Below are 23,352 nucleotides of genomic sequence, written 5' to 3'. Positions count from 1 at the left end.
GGAGCGGGCCCGACAGCGACCGGAACCGGAACGGTCAGTTGGCCCAACTATCCAGGCCCACGCCGCCGTTGGGGAAGGTAATGCGCACGGTGTGGTGGCTGTTCGTGGTCAGCTGAGCTGCCCGGCCACCTCACGAGTTCGGGAACAGGGGCCCACCCGCCATCAGGCCACCGTCGATGAGGAGAACGTGGCCGGTGACGTAGCTCGCCTTGTCGGAACCCAGGTACCGGACGGCTTCGGCGATCTCCTCCGGGGTACCCGCCCGGTGCATGGGCAGCACCGAATCAACCGCGTCACGCGCCGTGTCGTCGCCGGTGAACCGCTCGTACATAGCGGTCCGGGTGTAGCCGGGCGCGACCGCGTTGACCCGGATACCGTGAGAGGCGCCTTCGAGTGCGGCCGCCTTGGTGATGCCGATAACGGCGTGCTTGCTCCCGACGTACAAGGTCGCCCCGGGGTAACCCATCAGGCCGTAACAGGAGCTGACGTTGACGATGCTGCCACCGCCCTGTTCTCTCATCACCCGGAACTCGTGCTTCAGGCAGAGCAGTGTCCCCTTGACGTTGGTATCGAAGGTGGCCTGATATCCCTCTTCGGTCACCTCGGTGACAGGGCCGGGTGTTCCCTCGGTGCCGGCGTTGTTGAAGGCGACATCGATCCGCCCGAACCGCTCGACCGCCCGGTCGACAAGGTCCTTCACATCGCCGTCGAAGCGGACATCGGCACGCACGAACTCGGCCGAAGTGCCGTGGTCGGACAGCTCCCTGGCAAGTTGCTCACCCACGTCCTCGTGACGGCCGGAGACCACAAGGTTCGCGCCCTGACGAGCATAAGCGAAGGCGGTGGCTCGGCCGATACCGGTGAGCGCACCCGTGATCAGCACGACGGGATCAGACATGTCGAGGGTCCTCCCTGCAACCACGCAGGTGCACGACAGGCAAGCGGTTCGAAGCCCTTACGGACACCAGGTTCCTCTTCGGACAGGGCGTATCCCTGCACCCACACAAGAGGGTGCCCAGACGGATGACAGCCGCGTCGGACCTGAGCGCGGCATCCATCAAACGGGGACACCTGATTGCCCGTATGGCCCCACGGCAACACATCATCTCGGGATCGGGCCACTCGATTCGGTGGCTCCCCTGATACTGGCGGGGCCCACAGGGCGTTGGCATTACCAGGCTGTGCGGACACTGGCTGAAGCCGCTTGGACGTCGTTGGGAACATGCAGAATCGACGCGCCGTCGGAGCATTGCGTCGGCGTCCCACCGACGGGGTGAACAGTTTCAGTTCGCCGTCCGGGTGGCCCGCGTGAACGGCTCGGGATTGCTCGGGTCGGGTGACTCGGGGGCGCTCGGAGAACGGCCTCAAGCTGCGATGGGCCCCGGGCTCGGTTTAGCTCGTGCAAAGGGCGCGGATCTTCCGCGTTCAGCAGGTATTCGCCTGCGTCCGCCGTCCGCAAGGGGTTTCCATGGCTCAGGTTTCCACCGTCGCTGTGCTCGGAGCGGGCGCACTTGGCACCGCGATGGCGACGCGACTCGGAGACACCGGACACGAGGTGCGGTTGTGGAACCGCACGGAGGGCAGGGCCCGCGTGGCGGCCGAGCACGCGGATGGGGTCACGGCCGTTGGGGTGCTCGGCGATGCGGTCTCGGGTGCGTCCGTCGTCATCACGGTGCTGCGTGACGGCGAAGCGGTGACGGATGTCATGTCAGATGCCATCGGTCGGCTCGACAGCGACGCCGTCTGGGTGCAGGCAAGCACGGTGGGGCCACGGCACGCCAGCGCCCTGGCTGATATGGCTCGTGATCACGGTGTCGCCTACCTCGACGCGCCGGTGTCGGGAAGCACCGCTCCCGCTCGGGAGGGCAAGCTCGTCTGGCTGGTCGCCGGTCCCGAGGACGCCCTCGCGCGGGTGCGCCCTGTGCTCGACGATCTCGGTTCGTCCGTGCTCCACGTCGGGAGAGGGGTCGAGGGCAGTGCCGTCAAGCTCGCCGTCAATGCCTGGATGGCCGCATCCACGGTCGCCATGAGCGACGTTCTTTCCCTGTGCGACACACTCGGCGTCGACCACGCCACGTTCGTCCGGGTGCTTGAGGCGGGCCCGCTCGCCATGCCTTACGAGTTGCAGAAGGTGAGCCTCATGGACAACGCCTCATACGCACCCGGCTTCGCGGTGCGACTCGCCCTCAAGGACATCGAACTGGCCGCGGCATCCGCCACCCTCAGCCCCCTCCTCCAAACCGTCCGAGACCGCCTGACCGCTACCGCCGCAGCCGGTCATGACAGCGACGACCTCGCCGCCGTCGACTTCCTGAGGCGGCCTCCGACCTGACCCGTCTGCGGGCCGTGGCTCCGGCCCCGTCCGCACACGGGTCACCAGAGCAGCAGCAGGGAAGCGGTGAGCGCGACGGCCAGTACGACGCCCGCTGCCAGTGGTCCTGCGGTCCGGCCAGCGACGCGGAGCCGTTCGTGTCTGATGTCGGCCGCGGCGTGCCGGTAGCGCACCGCGGAGTAGCCCAGGTCGGCTGCTCCAGACTTCTCGTCGATCGAGCAGGCACTGAACTATCTACAGCCGCGCCACAAGAAGCTGTTCGTCCAGGTCCAGGACCGGTTCTTCACGCTGCCGGCCAGGCTCCCGAATTACCTGCTGACCGATCCGGAGTACCACGGCGGCGCGGCTCCGACGAAGAACGAAAACGGCCTCGGCCCCGGTCAGCCCGGCGCGATCGCGGCGCAGTGGGTTCCGCAGGTGCGGGACCGTTTCCAGCATCTGCTGAAGGCGCTGGCACAGCGGTTCGACGGTCGTCTCGCCAGAGTGAACCTTCCGGAGACTTCCACCGAAGTGGACACCAGCAAGGACCACACCGGGTTCAGCGACGATTCCTACTTCAACGCAGAGCTCGACAACATGGCCTACGGCAAGAAGGTCTTCACCAGGACGCCGTTCGTCCAGTACGTCAACTTCTGGCCGGGCGAATGGAACAACGACCACAACTACATGGGGCGAACCTTCGCATTCGCCAAGTCTCGCGGCATCGGCCTGGGCGGGCCCGACGTCCTGCCGAACCGGCCGGCGCAGATGCAGAACTCGTACCCCTTCTTCGAGCGGTACCGAGGACAACTCCCAATCGTAGCCATGGCCGTACAGGAACCCGACTTCCAATACACCAACCCGCAAACGAAAAAACCATACACCCGGCAAGAGTTCACCGATTTCGGCACGAACACCCTCGGAGCCAACTGCATCTTCTGGGCCACCAGCGCACCCTGGCTCCACCAGCCAGCGGCGCAATAGAACCACCCACCCTGAGCAGGCTGGCGACGCGCCATGTCACTTGAGGTCAACGAGGGATTCTGGCGCGCCGGTGGCCTGCTCCCAGAACTGCACCGCCGGACACCTACCGACAACAAGGACGCTCCGCACACTGCGACGTAGGTCGGCAGGGAGCTCGAACGCCCGCCTTCGGACCCACCCAACCCAGCAGCACGAGGTCGTGCCGGGGAACGTGCCGCACGGGCTGAGCCTGGAGGTGCCGGTCGAGGAACACTTCGTGGTGGCCACTGATCGAGTTCCCCTGCCGTAGGGGGTTCCTCCGGTGCAGCGCGGCGAGGTGCACGCCCGTTGAGGCAGGGTTTCGGGCACCGACGGGCCGTGCGCCTCCCCGTGGGAGTCACAGCCCGACGGCGTCGGCGAGCAGGTCCACCTGTTCCTGGCCGCCGCCGTGGGGGAAGAGGATGAGTTCGTCGCAGCCTGCTTCGGCGTAGGCGGCGACCTCGCGGGCTACTTCATCGGGTGTGGACAGACCGGCTTCAATGCTTTCGCTGGTGTACGTGCCGGAGGTGTAGTAGTTGGCAAGGCGGCTGTGCAGGCGTTGTTGTGCGTCCGGGCCCAGCGAGAAGTGCGCGGTGGCCACCAACCGGGGCGCCCCAGCTTTGCCCGCGTCCCGCCACGCTTGCCGGACACGCGGGAGGATGGTCCGGAAGTTCGCCACGCCCTGGGCGCCACCGATCCAGCCGCGACCATAGGTCGTCATACGCCGCAGCGCGCGTTCGGTAAACCCACCGAAGAGCAGCGGGGGGCCGCCGCCCGTGGCGGGGTGCGGCCCGATACCGCCGTCGTCCTGCCACTGCCGGACGGCCCGTTCGAGCAGCGCGTCGAACAGCTTGCCGCGCTGGTCGAATTCGACTCCGCTCGCGTTGTAGTCGTCCTCCCGGCCGCCGGGCGCCAGGCCCAGCACGAGCCGGCCGCGGGAAAGGCGGTCGAGTGTGGCGGTGGCCTTGGCGAACAGCGGGTGGTTGGTGCGCAGGGGGGCCAGCAGGATGGTGGGGTGCCGTACTTCGCGCTCGCGGCCGGCTTCCTGACCGGCAAGTACCGCCCAGGCAAGCCGGTGGAGAGCGCCCGGGTGGAGCGGGCCGGGAAGTACCTGGACAGCGAGCGGGGGCTGCGCGTGCTCGCGGCGCTGGACGAAGTGGCCGCGGCGCACGGTGTCGCGCATGCCACCGTGGCGCTGGCCTGGCTGGCCGCTCAGCCGACGGTCGCCGCGCCGATCGCCAGCGCCCGCATGGTGGAGCAGTTGCCCGCGCTGACAGCGGTGGCTGGCCTCAAGCTGGGCGAGGCTGAGCTCGCGAGGCTCACCGAAGCATCCGCCTGATGGCCCGCTGGCCGCAGGCTGCCCCACCAGGGTGCGGATGGCCGCCACCGGGGCACCGCGGGTGCCGGTAATTCATCCGCGGTGGTCGTTGGCTTGATCGCTGACGAGCTCTTGCACCGCACTTTGATCTGGAACCAGAGCCACCTTCTTTACGCGGTCCGCGAGTTCGAGTCCTTCTACAACGTGCGTCAACCGCACCGAACACTGAAGCAAGCCGCACCGCTTCGCCCACGACCCGAACCGATCAGCGTGCCAGAGCAGGCACCTGGAAGTCCGCCCGCAGTGTCCGTGACGCTCCGGCCGCCCCGGTCGGCGGCAACGCCAAGTAACCCGCGTGCAATCCACAACGCAGCGCTGAGGCGCAGCGATAGCGAAGTACGACCGGAGTGCCAGCCGGTCAGGGCCCATGGGTGACGAGCCATCAGCTGCTCGGACAGATACGGCCTCGGCGAGTCGGTCTTCTTCCGTTTCGCGAGCGTTCAACCGGGCGCTCCTGACTGTCCCATGGGCGGGTCCTACATTCTCTTCGGGTTTGCGGGAAGGGGCTATGGACACACAACTTGCGGTTCAGGCTCGTGGGCTGTCGAAGTGTTTCGGTGACGTCGTCGCACTCGACGGCGTCGATCTGGATCTGGTGCAGGGGCAGGTCCATGGCTTGCTCGGGCCGAACGGCGCCGGTAAGACGACGCTGCTCGGCCTCCTGCTCGGCCTGGCCGTCGCCGACAGCGGTGCCCTTGAGATCCTCGGCATGCCGGTTGGGCGGGCGTTGCCGGCTCCGCGTGGTGTCGCCGGTTTCGTGGACGGGCCCGGCCTGTACCCCTCGTTGACCGCACGGCAGAACCTCGCCGCGCTGGCTGCTCTGCGTGGCCAGGACGCGCGGAGGACGCGGATCGACGATGTGCTCGGCGAGGTGGGGCTCAGCGAGGTCGCCGACGATCGGGCCCGCGGTTTCTCCTTGGGCATGCGCCAGCGGCTCGGGTTGGCCGCCGCTCTGCTCACCGAGCCCCGGCTGCTGGTACTCGACGAGCCCGCCAACGGTCTCGACCCGGCGGGCAAGAAGCACGTGCACAGCGTGCTCGGGCGGCTTGCGAAGGAGGGCACCACTGTCGTGCTCTCCAGCCACCGGATGGACGACCTCGAGGCGCTGTGCTCCGAGGTCACCATTCTCGCGACCGGACGGGTCCGCTTCTCCGGCCCGTTGGGCAAGTTGGCGGCCGAAAGCCGTGAACTGGATTACCGGTTGCTGACCTCCGATCCGGAGGCCGCGCGCCGACTGGCCGCCCACACGGCCGGGATTCGCGTCCTGGATGACGCCGGGGCGTGGCGCGGCGCCGAGGCGCTCGTCGTGCGCGCGCCGGTGCCCGCTCTCGACGCACTGGTGGCGGGACTTGTGAAGGTGGGCATCGCGGTGCGCGAGCTCGCTCCGGTGGTGTCGCCGCTCGAGGCTGCGTTCCTCGCGCTCACCGAACAGCAGGGACAGCGGGAGGCCGACCGATGACCGTGACCGTCGCCGACGGCAACGTTGCCGGTGCCGACCCCCATGCCCAGCGCGTCCCGGTGACGCGCGGCTACCGCTTCGAGGTGGTCAAGCTCGTCTCCCAGTGGCGGATCCGTCTGCTGTTGCTCGCTTGTTGGGTCGTGCCGGGGCTGTTCGTCGCCGCGGTGAGCCAGCAGAGCACTCTCCCCACCGACACCCTCTTCGGTCGCTGGATGCACGCCACGGCATGGGCCGGCCCGCTGGTGGTCCTCGGGTTCGCGGGCTCCTGGGCGCTCCCGCTGCTGACCTCGGTGGTCGCCGGGGACGTCTTCGCCGCCGAGGACCGGCTCGGCACCTGGCGTCATCTGCTGGTGGCGGTCCGGTCGCCTCGGCGGATCTTCGCGGCCAAGGCGCTGGCCAGCCTCACCGTCATCCTGCTGCTCGTGACCGGGCTGGTCGCCTCAAGCGCGGCCGGGGGGCTCCTGACGGTCGGCAACCAGCCGCTGGTCGGACTCGACGGCCACCTGCTGACGCCGTCGGACGCCGCCGGAGACGTCGTGCTCGCCTGGGTCTGCGCGCTCGCCCCCACCCTGGCGCTCGCCGCGATCGGTCTGCTCGGGTCCGTCGTGCTGGGACGCTCCCCGATGGGACTGCTGCTGCCCGCACTGGTGGCGGTCGCGATGCAGTTCGCCCAGATGCTGCCGTTGCCGGTAGCGGTACGCCTCGCCCTGCCCGGCTATGCCTTCATCGCCTGGAACGGGCTGTTCGCCAGCCCGGCACAACTCGGCGAGCTCCTGATCGCCGTCGCGGTCAGCCTGGGCTGGGTCGTGGTCGCGACCACCCTGGCCTACCTACTCTTCGTGCGGCGGGACTTCACCGACGCGACCAACGACGGCATCGGGCGCCGCGCGATCACCATCGGGCTGCTGCCGCTCGTCGGACTGCTCGCCTTGGCCTTCGGGGCCGTCGCCGTGACCGCCCCTTCCATGGGCTCCGGGATCTCGCAGGCCAAGGTGGAGCGGTCGGTCGCCACCGCGTTCGCCCACCTCTATCGCATCCAGACCGAGCAGTTCCACCGTCCCGCCGTCACCGAGGCGCAGCTGCGGGTCACGGCGGCGTGCGACCGGAGCGACGGCCAGGTCGACGCCGAGGGGCCGGGCAACGACTGGCGCTGCGTCGTCACTTGGCACCTCCCCGGCACTGCGGCGGCGGGGACGGCCATCTACCAGCTCGATGTCGCCCCGGCCGGGCGGTTCGAGGCCGACGGTGACGGGCCGAAGGAAGTCAACGGCTACTTCCTGGTGCGAACCCCGACCGGCGACGCACCGAACCCGCTCTGGCAGTTCGACGGCAATGTCGAACTGCTTCCCACTCCCTGAAGGGATGCCTCCATGCAGGTAACGCGTCTCCGTCGACATGCCAAGAAGGAGCACGTCGTCCTTCTCGGCAGACGTACCAGCCGCCGGGCAATGCTGGTCACGGCGTGCATCACCGGTGTCGCCCTGGCCACCGGCACCGCTATCGCCTCGACGCACCAGTTCGGAACCCAACAGGTCGGCCAGGTCACCGCCAAGGGCCAGGTCATCTCCAGCGACCAGTACATAGCCCCGTACGGCAGCCGCCTCATCATCAACGACGGCAAGATCATGTCGTCGTCGGTCAGCCCGGACGGCAGCCATCTCGCCGCCTCGGTCACCGATGGTGATGCGGCGCTGGTCGTCGTGGACCTCACGACCGGGCAGGTGAAGCAGCGTGTCGGCAGTGCCGCATCGGACGACCTGCGCATCAGCAGCAGCGCTGTCGGCCAGGAGGGCCCCACGTACTCGCCCGACGGCTCGCAGCTGTGGCTGGGCCAGAGCGACGGCTACACCAAGTTCACCGTGAACTCGGATGGCACCCTCTCCGACCCGACGACCATCTCGATCCCCGCCGAGGGAGCCAAGCACGCACTGGTGGGTGCGGCGGTGTTCTCGGCCGACGGCTCCACCGTGTACAGCGCGGTCAACGGCCAGAACCGGGTGGTCGCGATCAACACGGCGACCGGGGCCATCGAGCAGAGCTGGGCGGTCGGCAGCGCCCCGCGCGACATGGTCCAGGTCGGCCACAAGCTCTACGTCAGCAACGAGGGCGGCCGTCCGGCGAAGCCCGGCGACTCCACGCTCAACTCCTACAACACCCAGGTGCCGGCCAGCCCGGTGACCGGTGCCACCACCACGGGCACGGTCAGCGTCATCAACCTGGCCGCCCCCTCCGCCGCCGTCGGCAGCATCCACGTCGGTCTGCACCCGACCGCCGTGTATGCCAGGAAGGGGGCGGTCTTCGTCACCGACACCGCCACCAACGACGTGTCGGTCATCGACCCCACCCGCGACAAGGTCGTACAGACCATTTCCACCCAGCCGTGGCCGGAGGCGTCGGTGGGCTACGAACCCGACGCGGTGACGCTCACCGACGACGGCCACCTGCTGGTGACGCTCGGCCGGGCCAACGCCGTCGCCGTCTACCGGTACACCAGCCCGCAGGAGCCGGTCAGCTACGTCGGCCTGCTGCCTACGGACTACTTCCCCGCGGAGATCACCACCGTCGGCAAGAAGGTGGTCGTTTCCAACGCCCGTGGTATCGACGCCCGCCGACCCACCAGCAGCGCCGGCCACGACACCCACGACACGACGTCGAGCCTGACGCAGTTCACACTGCCCAGCGACCGTGTCATCAGGTCCGAGACGGCCAAGGTCTTCCAGCAGAACGGCTGGACCAACGGCGCGGTCACGTTGGCCAACAAGAACAGCAAGGCTACGCCGGTGCCGGTCCCGGCGCGGCTCGGTGCCCCCTCGACGATCAAGCACGTCTTCCTGATCGTCAAGGAGAACCGGACCTACGACCAGCTCTTCGGCGACATCTCGAAGGGCAACGGCGACCCGTCGCTGGCGGAGTTCGGCGAGAACGTGACGCCGAACCAGCATGCGATGGCCGAGCAGTTCGGGCTCTACGACAACACCTACGACATCGGCACGAACTCCGCCGAGGGCCACAACTGGCTGATGCAGGCTGACGATCCGGAGTACACCGAGTCCTCGGCCGGTGAGTACGTGCGTAGCTACGACACCGAGGACGACGCTCTCGGCCACCAGAAGTCCGGCTTCCTGTGGACCGGCGCACAGGCGGCCGGCAAGACCGTGCGGGACTTCGGCGAGTTCCAGCAGTTCCTGACCAAGCCGTCCGGCGCGAGCTGGCAGAACCTGTACTGCGACGCCAAGAACATGGACACAACCGGGCAAGGCACCGCCTACACCCTGAACTCGTCCTCGCCCATCCCGTCGCTCAACAGCGTGTCGGTGCCCGGTTTCCCGAAGTTCGACACCAGCATCCCGGACCAGTACCGGTACGAGATCTGGAAGCAGGACTTCGAGAAGAACGGTCCGGCGAACCTCAACATGTTCTGGCTCTCCAGCGACCACACCGGTGGTCCGGCGAGCCCGGCTGCCCAGGTCGCCGACAACGACCTCGCGACCGGCAAGATCGTTGACGCGATCTCGCACAGCAAGTACTGGAAGGACTCGGCGATCTTCGTCGTCGAGGACGACTCCCAGGCCGGCCTCGACCATGTCGACGGCCACCGCGCCCCGATCCAGATCATCAGCCCCTGGGCGCGGCACGGCGTCGTCGACGACCACTACTACTCGCAGATCACGATGATCCGCACCATCGAGCAGATCCTCGGGATCCACCCGATGAACCAGAAGGACAGCGCGGCCACCCCGATGTTCGGGGCGTTCACCAGGAACCCGAACTTCACGCCGTTCACTGCGGTGCCCAACCGGACCTCGCTGACCGACGGTCTGAGCACCCCGCCCTCCTGCGGCGTGGACACCCCGGCGGCGCAGGACCCGAAGGCGGCTCTCGTGCCGTCCACGACGGGGGTGCCGGCGGCGGAGAAGTCGGTCGCGGCGCAGTGGGCCAGGTGGAAGTCGAAGCAGCGGCTGACCGGCCCCAACGCGGTGCCCGACTACGCCAACCCCGCGCAGATGAACCACCTGACGTGGTACGAGACGCACAACTGGAAAGCGCCGTACCCCGGCGAGACCAAGATCTACGCGCCGAACGACGTGCCCGGCGCCTACATCCCGTCGTCGGACAACGACGGCTGACACAGCCCGAACGTGAACGAGAACAGGTAGTCCTCAGTGCCAGCCAGCGGCCTTGACTGACCTACCATCAAGCCTCCAGCGACACGGCTGTCGTCGGCTACCGAGCCCGGACGTCGGCGTCATGATCAGGATCTTCCCCTGGTCGGACGCCGACTGCCACGGCAAGTCGGGGCACCTCGCCCACGACTGCACCGGGTAGACCCTCCGTTGCCGCTCACCGCGTCGCAACGGGGGCCGTTCTCCACTGTGCGTACCGTTTGCGGGCCCGACCGTGCGAGCGAGAGCGGTAGTGGGGTTGCGCTTTCTCGCGTGGCGGTGAGGGTGCCGTGCCAGCCCTGACGTCGCAGGTGCTTTGCCAGCGGGGTTCAACGTGTCCTGAACTGGTTCGACTTCGCCGATGTGGGTACAGGGGAAGGCATCGGGCCTGAGGAGTATGGATTGCGGGCGCCAGTGGGAGTTGCCGTCGAGGAGGCGCGCCCCCACACCCGGACCGCGCCACCTCAGTCGGCCCCTTGCGGATATCGCGGGCCACTGTGGTCGAACCGGACAGCCATGCCACACATGCGGCTCGACAGGTCTTGCGGAAGGAGGCCGTCGGGTACATACACTGCCTTCACCCGCGCTTCACATAGCCGCGTCAGTGAGTGCGCGACCACATCCGCGTGCGTGATGCTCCTGCCTGTCCCGACTCCACATCCGCCATCAGCCATCTGATCGCTCCCCCATGGCGCCTCTGTCACACCTCACAAGGCGCGGGGCCATTCGACGATCACGTGAGGTGAAGAGATGTCACTGTTCCCCGAGGAGGTGCGGAACAAGGAGTTCACCACGGCCCGCCTCCGTGCAGGCTATGACGCGGACGAGGTCGACGCCTTCCTCGACGAAGTGGAGGTGGAGTTGGACCGGCTCATCAAGGAGAACGATTCACTACGAAACAAGCTGGCCGCAGCCAGCCGCGTCGCCACACAGAACCAGCAGCGGCACTCCGCCGGGCTCCCCGTGGTCGCCTCCGACCCAACTCCTCCTGTAAGACAGCAGATAGGCACCCCGGCCTTCCCACCGACGGTACCCGTGAGCGCAAGCCACTCTTTCACTCCACAGTCACCGGGCGATGGCGGCACCGTTCTCGTACTGGAGTTGGCTGGCCACGCCGCCGACCAGATGGTCAGGGCGGCACGCACGGAGGCGTACAGAATTGTCAGCGAGGCGCACAGCCGTGCCGAGAGCCTTGAGTACGCCACCCGTTACAGATCGGAGGCCCTGGAACGGGATGCGCGGGCGAGATGCCGGGTTCTGATGGCTCCTTTGGATTCCATGCGGGCAGCGCTTGAGGGCTACGTGGACACGTTGCAGTCATTCGAGCGCGAATACCGCTCTCGGCTGAAGTCCCACCTGGAGTCACAGATGCGCCGACTGGAAGTCACCCCCTCCGGCCCGCCGCGTCCGGCCCCGGTCGGCACGACCCCGGACACAGTGACGTTGCCCCCTTCGTCCCTGACATCGCCGTTCCATGTCCCGTGGCCGACGCGCTGACCTGATCCCCGACCACGAGCCGCGAACGCCGACGGGTCTTTGCGGGATGCCCGGGACCGGCCTCCCGCGGGTCGCCCGAACGTGGTGACGGCGGGCGGTACCTACTCCAGGTAAGGGAGCTATTCCACTACGCAGTCGCCATTTCGGTGTCCGGGTCCAGCCGCATCTGGAGCCCGGCGCCCGTGCCTCACTCTGTCCTACTCTTCGGGGAAGCCGCGGAAGCCGCAGTGCGCGATGCGACTCATGCCGTGCCCCAAGCCTCCGTCAAGAGCCCTCACACCGCCGAGCAGATCAGCCGTCCGCGCCCATCGCTCCCCAGTTCCTCCTTCCACGGCATCACCGTCCGACCTGTGCGGACGTATTTATCGGCACAGACGTGAAAGGGCCGAACCGCATGGCGCCTGCCGCACGTGAAAGTAAACAAGCGCTGGTATTCACGAGATCTCCTCCCCTTCCCCCTTCCATCCGCAAGGAGTGAGCTGAGATGACACAGCTACTCCCCACAGACCCCCGCCGCGTCCGCGACGCTCGTCTGCACACCACACGCCGTAGCCCGCAGCGTCGCCGGTTCACGCCCGTCACGGGTGGGCTGTGCCCGGGAGGCTGCCGCCGCCAGGCGCTGCTCACCTTGCCAGCGCAGGAAGCACATGTCTCCGCCGCCCGTCACTTCACGGCGGACCTGCTGGAGAGCTGGAGCATTCCCCAGGACGAGCGGGACTCGGCAATCCTCATCGTCGACGAACTCGCCGCCAATGCCGCCCGGTACGGCCACGAGTACATGACGCTGCAACTGGCCCTCGACCACCACACGCTGCACATCGTGGTCGTCGACTCCGGAGCCGACGTAGACCGCCCCCGCCAGGACATCGCCCCGGACGAACACGGCCGCGGCAACGGCATCGTCGAGTTCCTCGCGCAGTCGACCGAGGTCCACCAAGCTCCGGACGGCCGCGAAGTCCACGCCTGCCTTCAGTGCTCGGCGTGACCGAACCCAGTGAGGCCTCGGCCACTACGTCAGCGCGTCGCTCACATGGCGACGCGCTGAGCACGTCATGGCCTTCCCTTCCGCCGTCGGCGATGGGGCGGGGATGACCGCAGTCGCCCGAAACCGCCTTCCCTGTCCCGCGGGGAACGTCGCGCCACACGGAAACCGTGACGCACTACTCGGTGCGTTGCCCCAGGCTGAGGCCTTCGGGACGAGGGGCCGTCTTCGTCCGACGTCGGGCGGTGCCTTCACCCCGTCTGCTACGTAGCCCACCATCATGGCCATGCGATCACCAGCCTGATCGCCGGGGGACCCCGCCAATGTCGTCGCCGAAGCGCAGGGCGGGCGGCCCGCGGTCGAGCAGGCACGCCGGGCCCCCTCGGGCTGACCAGACGCCAACCGACGTACCGGGGGCTTCTCACCCAGGGACTCCCCGCGGACACCGCCGCCGCGTCGCACTTGGCCGAGGCGCCGTCAAAGCCGAGGCACCCGCCAGGCTCCGAGCCGCCAACGCTTCGAATCCGCGCACATTGTCTTCCGCGCAAGCCTCGGTGGCGACGAACGCCGATGCTGACCCATCACCGCTGGCCACGAGATGCCGACCAGGCCGAGGTCTCAAGCCGAGATGGTGACCAGCTTCTGGCCGCTGCCGGCGTAGATGTCGAAGTGACTGATCGTTCCTGGGGACATGGGTACGGTCCCGGAAATCTTGGCACCACCCGGATACTTGCCTGCCTGCCACGTGGCGGCGGTCGCTGTGGTGCCCGTGACCGCGACCGCTTGCAGCCTGCATGTGATCCCGGGGGGCGCTCCCTGCGCCGAGACCTGCACGGCGCTGCCCCAGGCTGCGGGCGAGACCTTCACCGAGGCGGACACGCCGGTGGTGGGGTCGGTTCCGGAGAAAGTGCGGACCGGGGCCGGTGACGTCGGTGCGGGCTGCGCCACCTGGCTGGTCGTGGCAGCGATGGTAGCCAGCCACGTACCGCCCGACGCTGCCGCGGCGATGAGCGTCGTGGCGACTGCGACCCCGACCAGTTGCCTCCGCACGGCGGTACGCCGTCGGGACGCGGCCTGCTGGAGCAGCCGGTCGAGTCGGCTTCGCTGGGGTCGCCGCGGTACCCCCAGCACGTGAGCAGCGGCAGGCTGCGGCGGCTCCGACTGCGCTCCCGCGCTTTCGGCGGCCCGCCGTACCAACCGGTCGGCCAGCTCCTCGCTGGCCGTGGGCGCTGCCGCGCCCGCGGCCTCAGCCTCGCTGACCGTCGCGAGTAGCGCGGGCAGCCCCGCCAGTTCGGCGTGCTCGGCCCGGCACTCGTCGCATTCCGCGAGGTGGGCTCGCACCTGCTCCGTCTCCGCCGGGGTCAGCGTTCCCAGCACGTACCCGCCCAGGGAGAACCGGATGGCGTCACGGTCGCCATTCATGGTCCGCACCTCCTCCACACCGCTGTCACGGCTCGATGCCCCGTTCCTGCAGCTCCAGCCGCAGCGCCTTCAAGGCGTAGTACGTGCGCGACTTCACGGTGCCTACCGGAATGCCCAGCACCTCCGCGGCCTCGACCATCGTCCGGCCTCTGTAGTACGTCTCCAGCAGCACGGCCCGGTGTTCCGGGGAGAGGGTCCGGATGGCCTCGGCCACCGCCCAGCTTTGCAGCGCTTGCTCGATCTCGTCTTCTCCCGGTGCCTGCTCCGCGACCCGTTCCAGCGCCTCCCCATCGGCCTCGGGCGGCCTGGCCCGGCGGGCCCGGTGGGCGTCGATGACGAGATTCCGGGCGACCGTGCACAGCCACGCCCGGGCCGGTCCGCGCTCGGGGTCGAACGCCGCCGGGTGCTGCCAGGCCCGCAGCAGTGTCTCCTGCACGACATCCTCGGCCCATTGCCAGTCTCCTGAGGTCAGCCGCAGAACGAAGTGAAGCAGCGGTCCGGCATGCTCCGCGTACAGCGCGCGCAGCAGTTCCTCGTCCGCGCGGGAAACGGTCCCCGTATCAGAGACACGGTTCCCGGAGCGATCCGGCTCACTCGATGGACCGCGTTTCCGAAGACTCCACGGCATAAGTCGATCATTGCATATTCCGCAAAACTCCGAAATCTCACAAAAGGTGCTTACACACCGAACCGCACGGGCCCCGGCACCCGTGAAACCCGACGAGCACTGATCCTCGGGATCATCCCCCACCTCCCCCAACCGCAAGGAGTGAACCGCGATGACCGAGATGGTTCCGCCGCCCCTCGAGGCCTCCCCCACCGCGCGGCCGAACACGCGGCCCGACCACGTACTGCGGCTCTACGACGCGCTCCGCGAGCACAGCGGATTCACCGCCCGCGTCCTGCCGGACGCGCTCGTCATAACGCACAGCGGCTACGCCGTCGCAACCGACGCCGCCCGCGTCCAGCTTCCGGCGCAGGCCCCGTTCGCCGTACTCCGCTACGCCATCGACCTGCTGCTCAGCCGACACCCCCACATCCGGGCCATCCGCGCACGGCAGCACGGCGGCCGAGTCGACCTGGAAGCCGTGCACCTCTTCGATCCCGCGTCCGAGCACGGAACACCGACCGGATGACCGACCCCCGCCCGGCCCCATCCGTGGGCTGATCAGTAGAGAGCACGCACCCATGCACCTGAACTCACTTCCATCACCCCGACGGTCCCTGGTGGCAGCTGGGCTGGCTGTTGCCACCGCGGGCACGCTGGGGCTGCTCAGCGCCTGCGGCGCATCACCGCATTCCTCCTCCACTGGTTCCGGCGGTGCCTCGAGGTCCGCCCCGAGCTCCCCGGCGATGCCCAGCATGAGCGCACCGGCAAGCTCGCCGGCCGCAACGGCACCCGTCGCCGGGAGCGCGGTGACGATCCAGAACTTCGCGTTCGCACCAACCAGCCTGAAGGTCAAGGCGGGTACGACGGTGACCTGGACCAACAAGGACACCGACGCCCACACCGTGACCAGCTCCGGATCGGGCGGGCCCTTGCACTCGGCACCGCTGACGACCGGCGCCACCTACCGATACACGTTCACCAAAGCCGGCACCTATGCCTACCTGTGCACCATCCATCCCTTCATGACCGCAACCGTGGTGGTGACCCCATGAACCAGTACCCGTACACGCACGACGAGGCGCCAGGCATGGACCTCGACAAGCCAGCTGACGGACACGGCATCACAAGGCATCGACTCGGAGGAGAACGTCGCATGAATGCCAGCAACAGACTCGGCTCCGCGATACGTCCGGCCTTCCCGGTACGCCTGGCCGTCGCCGCCACGCTCGCCGGGAGCGGCTACATCCACGCGCAGCTCTACCTGGCCGGGTACCGCTTCATCCACGTCGTCGGCGCCCTGTTCCTGCTTCAGGCGAGCGCCGCCTTCGCAGTCGCCGGCCTGGTGCTGTTCACAGCACCGGTGCTGCTCAGGGCCGCGGCTGCCGGCGTCGCGCTCGGCGCTCTCGCCGGGTTCACCGCCTCCCGCACGATCGGTGTCTTCGGCTTCACCGAACACGGCCTTACGCCTGCACCCCAGGCCCTGCTCAGCCTCCTGCTGGAGACCGGGACCTTGCTGCTCCTCGCTGCCTGGCAGGCAACCGCGCGAGGCCGTCGTCCCGCAGCCCCCAGCGTCCCGTAGACATCCCAACATTCCGTAGATCCCAACGAAAGGGCCGCTCGTCCGCCGAGGCTGAGGGCCTGCCAGGAGTAGCAATGAGAGAGCTGTTCACCGCCAAGTGGAGCCATGTCACGCGCACAGTGCCCGATGCGAGGCAGTGCCGACTCGGCGCACCGTCCGTGCCGCTCCGCCTCGGCGATCTGGTGGTGACTCAGGTCACCAGGGTCGGAGCCCATGACCATCTGGAGGACGCACACGGCCGCAGGGTGCGGCTCCACAGGGGCGACCTGGTGGTGGGCGCCTGTGGCAACCGGTATGCGACCGACGTCTACGAGGGCTACCACCGGCACGAGCCGAAGGCGCACCTGCTCACCGCGGGCGGGGTGGTCGGCATCGCCGTCTCCTGGCACACCGACTGCCTTCCGCCGACCGAGCTGGATGTGCTCGGACCGCTGACGGACGATCACGGGCGTGCTCTGTCACTGGAACACTTCGCACGGCCGCGGCCTCCGTCCCTGCCGCAGTCGCGGTCGGGCACACAACCGCCGACGGTAGCGGTCGTCGGCTCATCGATGAACTCGGGGAAGACGACCGCAGCGGCCGGGCTGATCAGTGGCTGGACGCACGCGGGCCTGGCCGCCGGAGCGGCGAAGGTCACCGGCTCCGGCAGCGGCAAGGACCGCTGGGCCTACGTCGACGCCGGTGCCCGGCATGTCGTGGACTTCATCGACTTCGGGATGTCCTCGACCTTCGGCTATCCGCCCGAACGGCTGTTGCGGACCATGGTGGCGATGCGTGACGCGCTCGGTCACGACGGTGCCGAAGCGATCGTGCTGGAGATCGCCGACGGTCTGTTGCAGGAGGAGACGCGCCGGCTGACCCGCCATCTGCCGGGCATCTGCCGTGGGGCGGTCCTCGCGGTGGGTGATGCTCTCGCCGCTCACGCCGGTGTCGATCTGCTCTACGCGGTCGGGGTGCCGGTCCTGGCGGTCAGTGGGCTGATCACGGCAAGCCCGCTGGCGTCCCGGGAGGCGGCGGCGGCCACCGGTCTGCCGGTGCTGTCACCCGCCCAGCTGGCCGGCGGCGCGGCTGTGGACCTGCTCGCCGAAAGGGTCCCGGCGATATGAGGGTCACCGCTTACCTGATGGATCATCATCTTGGCCCAGACCGGCCTGTGGGACCGGGACGACTGTGTGAAGTCGAGCTCGACGCCACCGTGACCGGACCCGCCGAGCTGAGCTTGGCCGGACTGACGGTACGGGACGAGCGCGACGGCGACCTGTTCCGTGATCGGGATGAGCACGCGTACCTCTTCGACCCGGCGGCGGGCGGCGGTCCGCTCGCCGGGCCGGAGGCCCAGTACCAGGCCCGCGGCTTCGGGGTGACCAACACCACGTACCACGCTGCCCGCGTGCTGAACCTCGCCGCCCGGCTGCTGGACCGGCCGCTGCCGCCCCTGGTCATCCGGATCGGCACGCACTCCGTACCGGGCCGGGCCTGGAGCGGAGGGCACTACCGGCTGCCGGGGGAGGCATCACCGCCGGAGCCCGAGCCGCCGGCCCGGTCGGGCGAGATCCATCTGGGCACCGGTCGCCGCTTCATCGAGCGCCCTGATCCCGGGAGTTCCCGCTACTTCCACGCGCCCGCGCACAACGCGGCGATCATCTACCACGAGGTCGGCCACCACATATGCCGCCACACCGCGGACTTCCGGGCGAACCGCCTGCGCCCGCCGCTGGACCAGCACAACGGCAAGGTCGCCCTCGACGAGGGCACGGCCGATTTCCTCACCGCCGTCCTCCTCGGCACCCCCGACATCTACGGCTGGCACCGCGGCAACATCCCGCCGTGGGACCAGCGCCGCCGGCGGCTCGCCGCTCGCTGGACCACCGCCTGCCTGCGCCCGGGCAGGGGCCAGGCACACGCCAACGGCACCGTGTGGGCGTCCGCCTTGTGGACGGCTCACGAGCGCGTACGACAGGCCGACGGTGCCGGTATCACCCGCACCCTGCTCACCGCGATGACCCGGTTCGGCAGCCGCGGGACCGATGTGGCCGAGGAACAGCAACGTCGCAGCCTCTTCGCCGAGTTGCTGCGCGAGCTCCTCGCCGCCGATCCGGCCAGCGCCCGGGTCGTGGCCGGCGCCATGGCCGACCACGGCGTCCTCCCCTACGGCGACAACGGGGAACTGCGGGTGCGGATGCAGACCCGAGCCGCATCGCCGGATGCGCGGACGCCGTTGCCTGAGGCATCGCAGGAGGCCGCACGGTGGCCGGGGGCGGCGATCCGGCCGTGACCGGCAACCGGGGCATACGGAGCGCGGACCAGGGGCAGGTGCTGTGGCGGTTCCGCGGCTACGGCCTGCCGTACCTAGGCATGTTCTGCCTCGGCCTGGGCCTGCGGATCTGCGAGATGGCCGCCGACCTCGCGGCGCCGTGGCCGATCGCCGCCGTGGTCGACCGGGTCCTCGGTGCAGCCTCCGCGCACAATCCGCTCACCCACCTGATCGGCGTCTTCGGCACCGGAAAAGCGACGATGCTCGCCACCGCGGCCGGGGCGGTGGTGGTAACCGCCGCCGTCTCCGGCGCGTTCGACTACGCCGGCGACCGCGTGATGAACGGCGTCGGCGAACGAATGAGCGTGGCGATCCGCGCGGACGCCTACGGACATCTGCAACGACTGCCGATGAGCTATCACGACCGACAGGCCGTGGGCGAGTCGACCAGCCGGATCATCACCGACTGCGCCCGCATCAAGGACAGCCTGGTCGCCCTGTTCGCGACGCTCCTGCCCGGCATGCTCTCGGCCGGCAGCTTCGCCATCGCACTGCTGTGGCTGGACTGGCGGTTCGGCCTGATCGGCATCGGCTGTATCCCACTCGTCTACGTCATCGGGTCGCACAACCGCAGGCTCGGCCACCGGGCGGCACGCCGTGAACGCGAGGCCGAGGGCCGGCTCGCCACGCTGGTCACCGAAACCCTGCACGGCATCCGCACCGTGCACTCCTTCGGCCGCCAGGACCTGCACGACCACCGCTTCGCCGTGGAGAGCGAGGGCGCCCTGCAGGCCGGGCTGGCGACGACCCGAGTGCAGGCGCTCCGGGTGCCGTTGCTGGAGCTGGCGACGGCGGGCGGCACCGCGCTGCTGCTGTGGATCGGCGGATCGGGGGTACTGAACCACTGGTGGAGCATCGGCCAGCTGGTGGTGGCGGTGAGCTACCTCAACAGCATGGTCTCGCCGATCAAATCACTCTCCCGTCTCTCCGTCACCTTCGCCCAGGGCCAGGCCTCCGGCGAGCGCATCCTGGGCATCCTGGACGAGCCGCGCAGCCCGGCGCGGAGCGAGGCGGGGCTGCCCGTTCGAACGGCTGGCCGGATCGACTTCCGGTGCGTCTCGATGGCCTACGGGTCCCGGCTCGCGCTGCGCGGGCTGGACCTGACCGTGCTGCCCGGCGAACGGGTCGCGCTGGCCGGCCCGAACGGCGCGGGCAAGTCCACCTCGCTCGCTCTGATCGCGGGCCTGTATCCGCCCACCCTCGGTTCGGTGGCCATCGACGGCCGAGCGACCACCGAACTCCCGGAGCCCTGGCTGCACCGGCAGGTCGCGGTCGTACTACAGGACACGTATTTGTTCCCCGGCACGCTGGCCGAGAACATCCGCTATGCCCGACCGGACGCCGACGACGCCGATGTGGCCGTGGCGGCCCGGGCCGCGCTCGTCACCGACTTCGCGCAGCACCTTCCGGACGGTCTCGCCACCCGGGTCGGTGACCGCGGGACCGGACTGTCGGGTGGTCAGCGCCAGCGGGTGGCGATCGCCCGCGCGCTGCTCGCCGACGCGCCCATCGTGCTGCTGGACGAACCGACGTCCGGTCTCGACGCGGACGCCGAGCAGCTGGTGATCGGCGCCCTTCAGCGACTGGTCGCCGGCCGGACGGTGGTCATGACCACGCACCGCCCGGCGCTGCTGGACGTGGCGACCCGCACGGTCCGGCTCCCTGCGACACCGCCCACGTCAGGAGGCCAGGACGAGGCCCCGTACCTCAGGGCGGTCCGCGTCGTCGGCTAGGGTCGCGGCACCGGGCAGCGCTCCCTCCGGGCGCTCCCACCGACGGCGCACCCCGGAGGGCCGGCGGGCGAGGGCCAGCAGGGGCAGCAGCGACCCCGTTCGATCGGTCGGTTGGCGCTGAGGCGGCTGGTGAGCGACCACGGTGGACGAAGAGGGAACTGACGCCGCGACAAGTGTTCGGTCGAGTCGAAGTGCGATGTCCGCCTTCGGAATTCACGCAGCGTCGTGCCGGGTCACATGTCGGTGCTGCGGCCCTTGTCGTTCAAGAACCGGCTCTTGCGGCCGCCTGCGGCCCAGTACGAATACGCACTACCGCCGCTGTCTTCCGCCACCTCTGCCACGGCTCCTTCAACCAGCCACTGGACCTGTCGAACGGCCTCTGCCCAGCCCTGCGAGTTCACCAACTTCCCTGCTCGCGGCGTGCCGCTACCCGCCGCCACGGTGAAACAACGGGGGGCTCCGCTGCGGAATTCGTTTTGTGGAACGGAATGCGCTGTCCGCCCACATAAGGTGAGCCACCGGGTTACACCCCTTCCAGCATTCCCCAACAGGTGTAACGCGGTCGCCTGTCTGCCTGAGAAGAACGATCCCCCATCGGTCTTGGATCACACCCGCCCGTGCGGCTGGGGACGCGTAGAAGGAACGAGGGCCATGAATGCGAACTCCTCTTCGCCGCTCCGGCGGTCGCGTACGGCGTGCTTGGCCGCTGTCGCCGTTGCCGGAGCACTGGGACTGCTCAGCGCGTGCGGCGGATCGTCACACCCCAAACCCGTCGGCGCGCTGAGTCCCGGACCCAGCCAGACCCTGCCGGGAATGCCTGGTGCCTCCGGAACGGGTGGCACGGTCACCCCACCAGCAGCCACCCCCTCGACCTCACCCACCAGCGGCCAGCCGACCGCTCCGGCTGCCCCCAACGCGGTGACGATCAAGAACTTCGCGTTCTCCCCGGCCAAAATGACGGTCAAGGTGGGCACGAAGGTGACCTGGACCAACACCGACCCCGACACTCACACCGTCACCAGCAAGCAGGGATCGGGCGGGCCGCTGAAGTCACCGGGTCTGGCCACCAAAGCCACCTACAGCTACACGTTCACCAAACCCGGCACCTACGCCTACTACTGCACCATCCACCCGTTCATGACCGCCACCGTGGAGGTGACCCCATGACCCGGCCCACACACGACTCCAACGGCGACGGCGAACACGGCATGACCCGCCGCCAGCTCATGCGGCACTCCGCCTGGTTCGGTGGTGCCGTGGTCCTGACAGTCACCGGAGGAGAGGTGATCAGCCATCTCCCCGGCTCGTCGGACGCGCCCCCGGCAGGCAGCGCAGACCTGCGGTTCGTGCAGGTCTCCGACAGCCACATCGGCTTCCAGGGCCCGCCCAACATGGACGTCGCCGGGACGTTCGCCTCAGCGCTCAACCAGGTCAACTCCCTCGGCTTCCGGCCTGACTTCGTCATGCACAGCGGCGACCTGACACACCTGTCCACGCCCGCGCAGTTCGACCAGGTCAAGCAGATGCTGTCGCAGGTGCGCACGGACCGGGTCTTCACCGTGCCGGGCGAGCACGACTCGATCGGAGACAACGGAGTCGCTTACCGACAGACCTTCGCCAAAAACACCCTCGGCGACGGCTGGTACAGCTTCGACACCCACGGTGTGCACTTCATCGCGCTGGTCAACACTCTGCATCTGGAGCAACTGGGCCACCTGGGCAACGACCAGATCGACTTCGTGCGCAAGGACATCGCCGGTCTGTCGTCGGACACCCCCATCGTCATCTTCAGTCACATCCCGTTGTTCGCGATGTATCCGAAGTGGGGCTGGGGCACCGACGACGCGGTGCAGGTGCTGTCGATGTTGCGCCGCTTCTCCTCGGTCACGTGCCTCAACGGGCACGTCCACCAGCTGTTCACCAAGACCGAGGGCAACATCACCTTCCATGCGGCCGCACCCACCTGCTACCCGTTTCCCAAACCCGGCCAGGGCCCCGGCCCCATTCCACAGGTGCTGCCCGCCGGGCGCCTCAAGGACGCACTCGGCATCCGCACCGTCAACTACCGGCAGGGCAGCCACGCGCTGGCCGTCAAGGACGAGAAACTCGTATGAGCACCCGGAGCCTGCGCGCCCTCGCACTGCGCCTCGTGCTTGCCGCCACGCTCGCGGCAAGCGGATACATCCACGCCCAGCTCTACGTCGCCGGATACCGCTTCATCCAAGTCATCGGCCCGTTGTTCCTGCTTCAGGCCAGCGCCGCCTTCGCGGTGGCCGCACTCCTGCTGTGGGCGGCACCCCTGCTCCTGCGAATCGCCGCCGCCGCGATCGCCGTCGGGGCGCTCGCCGGGTTCGCCACATCCCGCACCATCGGATTGTTCGGATTCTCCGAACGCGGCCTACAGCCCGCCCCCCAGGCCCTGCTCAGCCTCATCGCCGAGACGCTCACCCTGCTGATCGTCGCAGCCTGGCAGGCATCAGAGGTCCGGCGACACCGCCGCACCCGGCCGCACCGCGACGGGACCAGCCGGGTGCGACCCGAGCCCTACATCACGGCACCCGACAGATGATCCCGACACCGACGCGCCTCCCGCACAACGGAGACCACCCGGCACGGCCGCCTGCCGGATTCCCGTACCTGCGGGCGCGCTGGCCGGAACCGGCAGGACTCGTCGAACCTACTGGTGAAATCAGCCCGCACTGGCTGGAGAACCCCTTGAGAAGCCTTCGCCTCACAGCCGCCTCCGTCGCCGCTGAGGCCACGCCCGCCACAGCCCCGAGCGGTTGCTTCGGCCTTGGAGGGACGACGATCGGCGTGCTTCCGCAGCCCGCAGCGGCGGCGGTCGCATCAGCCCGCGCCAACCCTCGCCTCTCCCCCCGACTGTCGGCCCGCACCACCTCGA

At 68.9% G+C, this 23,352-nt stretch carries 20 protein-coding genes and 1 pseudogene; 17 read left to right on the top strand and 4 right to left on the bottom strand.

The genetic code is table 11. From position 1 onward, the window contains the following. Positions 1 to 130: 130 nt before the first annotated feature. Positions 131 to 898, bottom strand: a complete 768-nt coding sequence (locus NON19_RS17805; protein WP_255929240.1) for an SDR family NAD(P)-dependent oxidoreductase — start codon at positions 896 to 898, stop codon at positions 131 to 133. A gap of 570 nt (positions 899 to 1,468) precedes the next feature. Here NON19_RS17805 and NON19_RS17800 point away from each other — a divergent pair. Both NON19_RS17800 and NON19_RS17795 read left to right on the top strand, forming a co-directional pair. Continuing rightward, complete coding sequence (locus tag NON19_RS17800; RefSeq protein ID WP_255929238.1) at positions 1,469 to 2,332, top strand: NAD(P)-dependent oxidoreductase; 864 nt, start codon at positions 1,469 to 1,471, stop codon at positions 2,330 to 2,332. Between the two features lie 417 nt (positions 2,333 to 2,749). Beyond that, entirely contained in the window at positions 2,750 to 3,295 is a 546-nt protein-coding gene (locus tag NON19_RS17795) for a hypothetical protein (RefSeq protein ID WP_255929236.1), read from the top strand. Between the two features lie 376 nt (positions 3,296 to 3,671). Here the strand turns inward: NON19_RS17795 and NON19_RS17790 are convergent, their stop codons facing one another. Next, entirely contained in the window at positions 3,672 to 4,289 is a 618-nt protein-coding gene (locus NON19_RS17790) for an LLM class flavin-dependent oxidoreductase (protein ID WP_255929361.1), read from the bottom strand. A gap of 36 nt (positions 4,290 to 4,325) precedes the next feature. On the opposite strand from NON19_RS17790, the pseudogene NON19_RS17785 reads away from it, so the two are divergent. From NON19_RS17785 to NON19_RS17755, 6 genes and pseudogenes are all read left to right on the top strand, one after another. Continuing rightward, positions 4,326 to 4,652: pseudogene (locus tag NON19_RS17785) on the top strand (aldo/keto reductase); the annotation flags it as partial. Positions 4,653 to 5,199: 547 nt separating this feature from the next. Next, entirely contained in the window at positions 5,200 to 6,150 is a 951-nt protein-coding gene (locus tag NON19_RS17775) for an ABC transporter ATP-binding protein (protein ID WP_255929234.1), read from the top strand. Then, entirely contained in the window at positions 6,147 to 7,508 is a 1,362-nt protein-coding gene (locus NON19_RS17770) for an ABC transporter permease (protein ID WP_255929232.1), read from the top strand. The genes NON19_RS17775 and NON19_RS17770 overlap by 4 nt, the downstream gene beginning before the upstream one ends. 12 nt (positions 7,509 to 7,520) lie before the next feature. Continuing rightward, positions 7,521 to 10,277, top strand: a complete 2,757-nt coding sequence (locus tag NON19_RS17765; protein ID WP_255929230.1) for an alkaline phosphatase family protein — start codon at positions 7,521 to 7,523, stop codon at positions 10,275 to 10,277. A 786-nt stretch (positions 10,278 to 11,063) separates the two neighbouring features. Then, positions 11,064 to 11,810: a DivIVA domain-containing protein gene (locus NON19_RS17760; protein WP_255929228.1), complete on the top strand. Its 747-nt coding sequence runs from the start codon at positions 11,064 to 11,066 to the stop codon at positions 11,808 to 11,810. Between the two features lie 484 nt (positions 11,811 to 12,294). After that, positions 12,295 to 12,795 carry an ATP-binding protein gene (locus tag NON19_RS17755; protein ID WP_255929226.1) on the top strand — a complete coding sequence of 167 codons (501 nt, stop codon included), beginning with the start codon at positions 12,295 to 12,297 and terminating at the stop codon, positions 12,793 to 12,795. A 615-nt stretch (positions 12,796 to 13,410) separates the two neighbouring features. Here the strand turns inward: NON19_RS17755 and NON19_RS17750 are convergent. Together NON19_RS17750 and NON19_RS17745 are read right to left on the bottom strand one after the other, a co-directional pair. Continuing rightward, a complete protein-coding gene (locus tag NON19_RS17750) occupies positions 13,411 to 14,214 on the bottom strand; it encodes an anti-sigma factor family protein (RefSeq protein ID WP_255929224.1) in 804 nt (267 codons plus the stop codon). Between the two features lie 25 nt (positions 14,215 to 14,239). Next, entirely contained in the window at positions 14,240 to 14,842 is a 603-nt protein-coding gene (locus NON19_RS17745) for a sigma-70 family RNA polymerase sigma factor (protein WP_255929222.1), read from the bottom strand. 151 nt (positions 14,843 to 14,993) lie between these two features. On the opposite strand from NON19_RS17745, the gene NON19_RS17740 reads away from it, so the two are divergent. The 9 genes from NON19_RS17740 (at position 14,994) to NON19_RS17700 (ending at position 23,019) form a co-directional block, all read left to right on the top strand. Beyond that, the gene (locus tag NON19_RS17740; protein ID WP_255929220.1) at positions 14,994 to 15,350 is read left to right on the top strand and encodes a hypothetical protein; all 357 of its coding nucleotides are present in this window, start codon (positions 14,994 to 14,996) and stop codon (positions 15,348 to 15,350) included. Positions 15,351 to 15,576: 226 nt separating this feature from the next. Next, positions 15,577 to 15,876 (top strand): plastocyanin/azurin family copper-binding protein, encoded by a 300-nt coding sequence (locus tag NON19_RS17735; RefSeq protein ID WP_255929218.1) that lies wholly within the window; start codon positions 15,577 to 15,579, stop codon positions 15,874 to 15,876. A 101-nt stretch (positions 15,877 to 15,977) separates the two neighbouring features. Beyond that, positions 15,978 to 16,403 (top strand): hypothetical protein, encoded by a 426-nt coding sequence (locus tag NON19_RS17730; protein WP_255929216.1) that lies wholly within the window; start codon positions 15,978 to 15,980, stop codon positions 16,401 to 16,403. 74 nt (positions 16,404 to 16,477) lie between these two features. Then, positions 16,478 to 17,509 (top strand): DUF1611 domain-containing protein, encoded by a 1,032-nt coding sequence (locus NON19_RS17725; RefSeq protein ID WP_255929214.1) that lies wholly within the window; start codon positions 16,478 to 16,480, stop codon positions 17,507 to 17,509. 89 nt (positions 17,510 to 17,598) lie between these two features. Further along, entirely contained in the window at positions 17,599 to 18,678 is a 1,080-nt protein-coding gene (locus NON19_RS17720; RefSeq protein ID WP_255929212.1) for a hypothetical protein, read from the top strand. Continuing rightward, entirely contained in the window at positions 18,651 to 20,450 is a 1,800-nt protein-coding gene (locus tag NON19_RS17715) for an ABC transporter ATP-binding protein (RefSeq protein ID WP_255929210.1), read from the top strand. The genes NON19_RS17720 and NON19_RS17715 overlap by 28 nt, the downstream gene beginning before the upstream one ends. 813 nt (positions 20,451 to 21,263) lie before the next feature. Continuing rightward, positions 21,264 to 21,617: a cupredoxin domain-containing protein gene (locus tag NON19_RS17710; RefSeq protein WP_255929208.1), complete on the top strand. Its 354-nt coding sequence runs from the start codon at positions 21,264 to 21,266 to the stop codon at positions 21,615 to 21,617. Beyond that, positions 21,614 to 22,564, top strand: a complete 951-nt coding sequence (locus NON19_RS17705) for a metallophosphoesterase family protein (RefSeq protein ID WP_255929206.1) — start codon at positions 21,614 to 21,616, stop codon at positions 22,562 to 22,564. Before NON19_RS17710 ends, NON19_RS17705 begins: the two co-directional genes overlap by 4 nt. Beyond that, on the top strand, positions 22,561 to 23,019 hold the full coding sequence (locus NON19_RS17700; protein ID WP_255929205.1) for a hypothetical protein: 459 nt from the start codon (positions 22,561 to 22,563) through the stop codon (positions 23,017 to 23,019). Before NON19_RS17705 ends, NON19_RS17700 begins: the two co-directional genes overlap by 4 nt. Positions 23,020 to 23,352 lie beyond the last annotated feature (333 nt).

Source organism: Streptantibioticus rubrisoli, assembly GCF_024436055.1.
Taxonomy (GTDB): domain Bacteria; phylum Actinomycetota; class Actinomycetes; order Streptomycetales; family Streptomycetaceae; genus Streptantibioticus_A; species Streptantibioticus_A rubrisoli.
This window is presented reverse-complemented; position numbering and strand designations above follow the sequence as displayed.